We start from the raw sequence: 4,725 nt of genomic DNA on the forward strand, positions 1-4,725 counted from the left end.
TGGCGGCCTACTACAGCCACGAAGGGGCCAATGCCCTGAACGTTGACGCGGTAGACCCAGGCAGCAAGGCACGTGATTTTCGCAACCGTGGCCGTGATTTATTACGTGCCTACCAAAGCCGGGTACCCAGTAGTGCCCCCGGTGATCAGGCCGCGGCCGCGGTAGTGAACTGGGACCGTACCCGACTGCATATGCCCCGACGCAGGTACCAATGATGCTGGCATCCATCGACAGCAACCTGGGTAAGCTGGCGGACCTTTGGGGCACGGCCGAAGCGTTAATGGCCCAGGAACACAAACGTGCCATTACCGAAGCAGGCCTGTTGCTACAGCGCGAACTGGCCGACGCTTCGCCCGGTGGCGCAACGGGTTTTTACCGCCGCGCCCACAACTTTGCTGGCCCTATTCAGGTTGGTCAGGATTATGTCGGGGTGGTCGGTAACCCGCTGAATTACGCAGTGCCGGTAGAGCTGGGTACCAAACCGCACTTTCCGCCCATTGCGCCATTACTGGACTGGGTGGAAACCGTGCTGGGCCTGGACGGCAGCGAAGCGGAGCAGGTCGCCTATGCCATTGCCTGGAAGATCAAACACAAAGGTACCGAAGGCCAGTTTGTCTATCGTGACACCTTTGCCGCCAATGAACACCGGGTCGCGCAGATTATGCAACGCGCCACCGACAGAGTACTGGAGAAGCTAAGCCATGACCCTGCGTGACGACCTGCTAGCCCGCTTAAACACCGTGCCGAATATGGGCCAGATGCACGGCTATGAGCGCTATGCCAGCAACCAGACTGTGCTGGCCAACCTGTACAAGAGCGGTGACACGCTGCGTGGCGGCTTTATTCGCTGGTTGCGCGGTAAAAACACCGGTACCTGGGAGCGTTACCAAACCTGGGAACTGGTCATGCTGCAGGGCTGGAACGACGAACAGGCCAGCCAAGTGGAGTTTGACAACCGCATTGACGTGCTAATGGCAGGGTTCAATCGCGACACCCGTGTGGGCGACTGGTACGCGGTGGACGAAGGTGCCCAGGGCTGGCAATTGCTGAAGAACCAGCCTGCCCTGGTAGCCGGAGTGCTTTGCCACCATGCCACCCTGCAAATTTTACTAATGCGAACCTGAGGAAACGCCATGAGTAACGCCAAACCGGCGGCTAAAACGACCGCCAAACCCGCTCAGTCAGAGCCGACTGCCGCGCCCCTGAGTAAACAGGACGAAGCCGCGCTGGCCGCGGCCAAAACCAACACTAATAACGACCAGGCCGCCTTTATTCGCCGCCGCCGTGCTGCCCGTAAAGCCGCCCTGAAGCAACAAGACGGAGACACTCATGAGTAGGATCTTAGAAGGCGACCAATGGCTGGCGGCCGCAGTTGAAACCAACTACGGCGAAGACGCCAGCCCCACCGCGGCGGCCAATGCGATGCGCGTTAAAGCCAACTTTGACATTGACGTGCAGGCCGAGGAAATGAACTACGACGCTGGCAAGCCCGGTGCCAAAGGCCAGCTCGAAAAGTACCGTGTAGTGCAGGGCAGCCTGGAAGGCTACCTGGCACCTTCTGGTACCGCTACCGTGCCACCGGCCCTGGTCCCGCTACTGCGCGGTGCAGGCTTTAACGTCAACGTAGGGGCCAGCTCGGTGGACTTAAGCCTGGTTGACCCCATGGCCTCGGCCAGTGTTACCGGTAAGTTCTACCGTGGCTTAAACCGCCGCGACCTGCTGGGTATGCGCAGCGACTGGGAAATAGGCATTAAAAAAGGCGGCCTGGCCACGCTGAAGTTCCCCAATGCCAGGGCGTTATACAGTGCCCAGGCCGGGGAAGCGGCGCTTTTGGCCCCTGACTTTTCGGCCTACAAACAGCCCTACATACCTGACCCGGTGAACTTTACCGTGCAAAACGTATTCGGTTACGCCGCCAATATTGCCGAGGTCATGATCAAGGGCAACAACGAGGTGGTATACAGCCCGGAAAATGGCGTGGTGATGATCGTAGACAGAAAAGTCACCTTCGACATTACCTTTGAAGAGCCAAACGTGGCCACTCGCGACTTTGAAAGCGAGCTGTTCACCTACGGTGCACTGGCATTGCAGTTGGGCGAAGACGTTACGGATGAAGGCAAGATCTTCGAAGTAGCAGCCCCTAATGCGCAACTGGTGGGCATTAGCCGCACCTTTATCAACAAGGTCAGTTACCTGCAGGCCAAATTTGAATGTATTGGCGTGGCGCGTAACGACGAACTCACGGCCAAGTTCCGTTAATGGCGGCGGGCACAGTGCCCGCCAGTAACTCCCCCTGACACAGGACAGACACATGCAATTCGAATTAAACGCCCTGAACACCCTGGAATTCAAAGCCCCGGTTACCCTGGCCGTGCCGCTGAATAACGTCGATGAACACGGCGAAACAGAGCGCCACGAAGCTAAGTTTATTGGCCATTTTCGCCGCCTGAGCGACGACGAGCAAGACGCACTGCAGGACGCCTTGGACGCCCTGCGCACAGAAATGGACCAGGCCAAAACCGACCTGGACGCCAACCAACCGGACGATGCCAAAAAGCTACGCGCCCTGGAACGTGACCTGATTAAGCGCACCAAGCAGCTCACCCGAGAGCGCATGGCCAAGTACTTTATCGGCTTCAGCAAGCACCCCAAACATGACTTTCCGTTCCTGACAGGCGGCCAGGAACTGGTGTACAGCCCCGACGCCGTTATGTCGCTGCTTAAAACAGAAATGGTGGCTGACGCCGTGGCCGAGGCCTACCTGGGCGAAGTCAACAAGGGGCTGAAGGAACTGCTGCGGGGAAACTCCAGGAAGTAGCCCGCTGGTGGGCAGGGGCCGCTGACCGTGCGCCGAGCATGGCGGAAAAGGAAGAACGCCAGGCGCTGGCGGCAATGGGCGCGACGCAGGCTGATATTGATGCCGTCATCGCCGCAGGACAGGACTACCGGCAGCACGACGCCCAGCCCAGCGTGCAGCCCGCCAACCTGCTGATTGTGAGCCTGTTTATGCAGGTAAACAAATACTGGTACCGGGCGGGTATGGAAGGTCGCCCCACCTACCTGGACCCGGTAGCCGTAGAGCAGCGGGCCAGTAAGTTGCGATGGTACCAGGGGCTAACAGATGAAATGCGCGAATGGGTATGGGACGGGCTGGATGCCATGGCCAACACGGCATTAGACGTGTGGCGCGAACAAAACGCTTAACTGTTGCGCCAGGCCTTAATTATTTCGTCCCACAGGGCAGGCAGTACCAGGTAAGCAAACAGGTAAACCATTAACAGCACGGCAAGTAGCGTAAGCATTGGCAATGACCGATTACAATATCAGCATCAAATTTAGCACAACCGATGGCCGGGTGGTAATTAAAGACATCCAGGACATTGGCCGCGCGGCTGATACCGCCAATGCCGCCCTGGGGCGCACCGGCCCGGCGGGCAACAAAGCCCGTAGCGGCTTTGACCAGGCTGCACAGGGGGCGCGCCACCTGGAGCAGCAAACCCGCGGCAGCACCGACGCGCTGGGTACAATGATCCGCCACGCCCACCTGATGACCAGCGGCATTATTGGTATCGCTGGAGCCATGCGCGGCCTGCGTATGGTGGACGACTTTAATACCCTGCAGCAACGTATTCGTACCGCCACCCTGGAAACCGGCGACTACGTAGCGGTTAGTCGTGAGCTATATGACGCCACCCAGAACAACCGGGCCGCATTCGAGGGCACGGTAGCGTTGTTTCAGCGCCTCAGCCAATCGCGCCAGGACCTGAACGCCACCAACGCCGACATGATCGAATTTACCGACACGGTGCAAAAGCTGGGCGTTATCAGCGGCTCCACCCAGGAAGCCATGAAGTTCGGCCTGACCCAACTGGCCCAGGCCATGAGTGGCACTATTGTGCGCGCCGAAGAATACAACAGCCTGATCGAAAACATTCCCGAGGTGGTCAACCGTATCGCCAAGGGTTTGAACCTAAGCAAGGGCGAGTTGCGCCAGATGATGCTGGACGGCCGCCTGCTCAGCCAGGACGTATTTAATGTGCTGCTACTGCAGGCCGACGACATTGAAAAGCAGTTTGCTGATATTGCCCTGAATATCAGCAGTACCGGCCAGAAGCTGGAAACGGCTATAGGCAGTGCACTGGCCAGGCTGGACAAATCTGCCGGTATTACCGCCTGGATAGCCCAGCTGTTAAACGACATGGCCGTCAGCCTGGACGATATGGACGCCAGCGGTGTGCAGGACCTGGTCGCTGCCATACTCGCCGTGGCAGGCGGCGGGGCCGCGTTGTTGCTGTTGCGCCGCCTGAATATTAGCGCCACCACATTGGGTACCGTGAGTGGCACAGTAGCGGGTCGCCTGGCTGTGTGGCGCGCCCAGCAAATTGCCTTAAATGGCACGATCACCCGCGGTGCTGTCGTTATGGGCACCATGACCGTGGCCGCCAGGGGGCTGCGCAGCGCTCTTGCGCTGTTGGGTGGCCCGGCCGGTATCGCCTTTTTGGCCGGGGTGGCCATTTACGAGTACCTAAGCAGCGCTGAAGAGGCCAGCCCCGCCACCCAGCATATGGCTGACCAGGTGTATAACCTGGCCGACGCGTATGAGTCGCTGGCCAACAAGCAGGCCCTGGGCGCAGTGGGTACCAATACCGACCAGATGCTGGCCATTACCACCGACATCGAAAACAAAACCCGCGAACTGCTGGCTGCCAACCGTGAACTGTACGC

The 4,725-nt window shown here is 59.0% G+C and carries 8 protein-coding genes; all 8 read left to right on the forward strand.

The window, feature by feature from the left end; all coding sequences use genetic code 11:
• On the forward strand, positions 1-215 hold a 215-nt coding region (locus CSR04_RS25075), incomplete at its 5' end, for a hypothetical protein (RefSeq protein ID WP_172449486.1).
• A complete protein-coding gene (locus CSR04_RS24400; RefSeq protein ID WP_146027251.1) occupies positions 212-715 on the forward strand; it encodes a hypothetical protein in 504 nt (167 codons plus the stop codon). The genes CSR04_RS25075 and CSR04_RS24400, both read left to right, overlap by 4 nt.
• Positions 702-1,124 (forward strand): hypothetical protein, encoded by a 423-nt coding sequence (locus CSR04_RS24405; protein ID WP_102798968.1) that lies wholly within the window; start codon positions 702-704, stop codon positions 1,122-1,124. Before CSR04_RS24400 ends, CSR04_RS24405 begins: the two co-directional genes overlap by 14 nt.
• Before the next feature lie 9 nt (positions 1,125-1,133).
• Positions 1,134-1,337, forward strand: coding sequence for a hypothetical protein (locus tag CSR04_RS24410; protein ID WP_102798969.1), 204 nt, complete (start codon positions 1,134-1,136; stop codon positions 1,335-1,337).
• A complete protein-coding gene (locus tag CSR04_RS24415) occupies positions 1,330-2,259 on the forward strand; it encodes a hypothetical protein (protein ID WP_102798970.1) in 930 nt (309 codons plus the stop codon). Before CSR04_RS24410 ends, CSR04_RS24415 begins: the two co-directional genes overlap by 8 nt.
• 52 nt (positions 2,260-2,311) lie before the next feature.
• The gene (locus CSR04_RS24420; protein WP_102798971.1) at positions 2,312-2,818 is read left to right on the forward strand and encodes a hypothetical protein; all 507 of its coding nucleotides are present in this window, start codon (positions 2,312-2,314) and stop codon (positions 2,816-2,818) included.
• A 38-nt stretch (positions 2,819-2,856) separates the two neighbouring features.
• Positions 2,857-3,204 carry a hypothetical protein gene (locus tag CSR04_RS24425; protein ID WP_102798972.1) on the forward strand — a complete coding sequence of 116 codons (348 nt, stop codon included), beginning with the start codon at positions 2,857-2,859 and terminating at the stop codon, positions 3,202-3,204.
• 103 nt (positions 3,205-3,307) lie between these two features.
• The coding region (locus CSR04_RS24430; protein ID WP_146027252.1) for a tape measure protein at positions 3,308-4,725 on the forward strand (1,418 nt) is incomplete at its 3' end.

The sequence above is a fragment of the Bowmanella denitrificans genome, from assembly GCF_002887595.1.
Lineage (GTDB): Bacteria > Pseudomonadota > Gammaproteobacteria > Enterobacterales > Alteromonadaceae > Bowmanella > Bowmanella denitrificans.

Coding starts and splice junctions, on each gene's coding strand:
- CSR04_RS24400 (WP_146027251.1), top strand. CDS start 212: ATGATGCTGGCATCCATCGACAGCAACCTGGGTAAGCTGGCGGACCTT.
- CSR04_RS24405 (WP_102798968.1), top strand. CDS start 702: ATGACCCTGCGTGACGACCTGCTAGCCCGCTTAAACACCGTGCCGAAT.
- CSR04_RS24410 (WP_102798969.1), top strand. CDS start 1,134: ATGAGTAACGCCAAACCGGCGGCTAAAACGACCGCCAAACCCGCTCAG.
- CSR04_RS24415 (WP_102798970.1), top strand. CDS start 1,330: ATGAGTAGGATCTTAGAAGGCGACCAATGGCTGGCGGCCGCAGTTGAA.
- CSR04_RS24420 (WP_102798971.1), top strand. CDS start 2,312: ATGCAATTCGAATTAAACGCCCTGAACACCCTGGAATTCAAAGCCCCG.
- CSR04_RS24425 (WP_102798972.1), top strand. CDS start 2,857: ATGGCGGAAAAGGAAGAACGCCAGGCGCTGGCGGCAATGGGCGCGACG.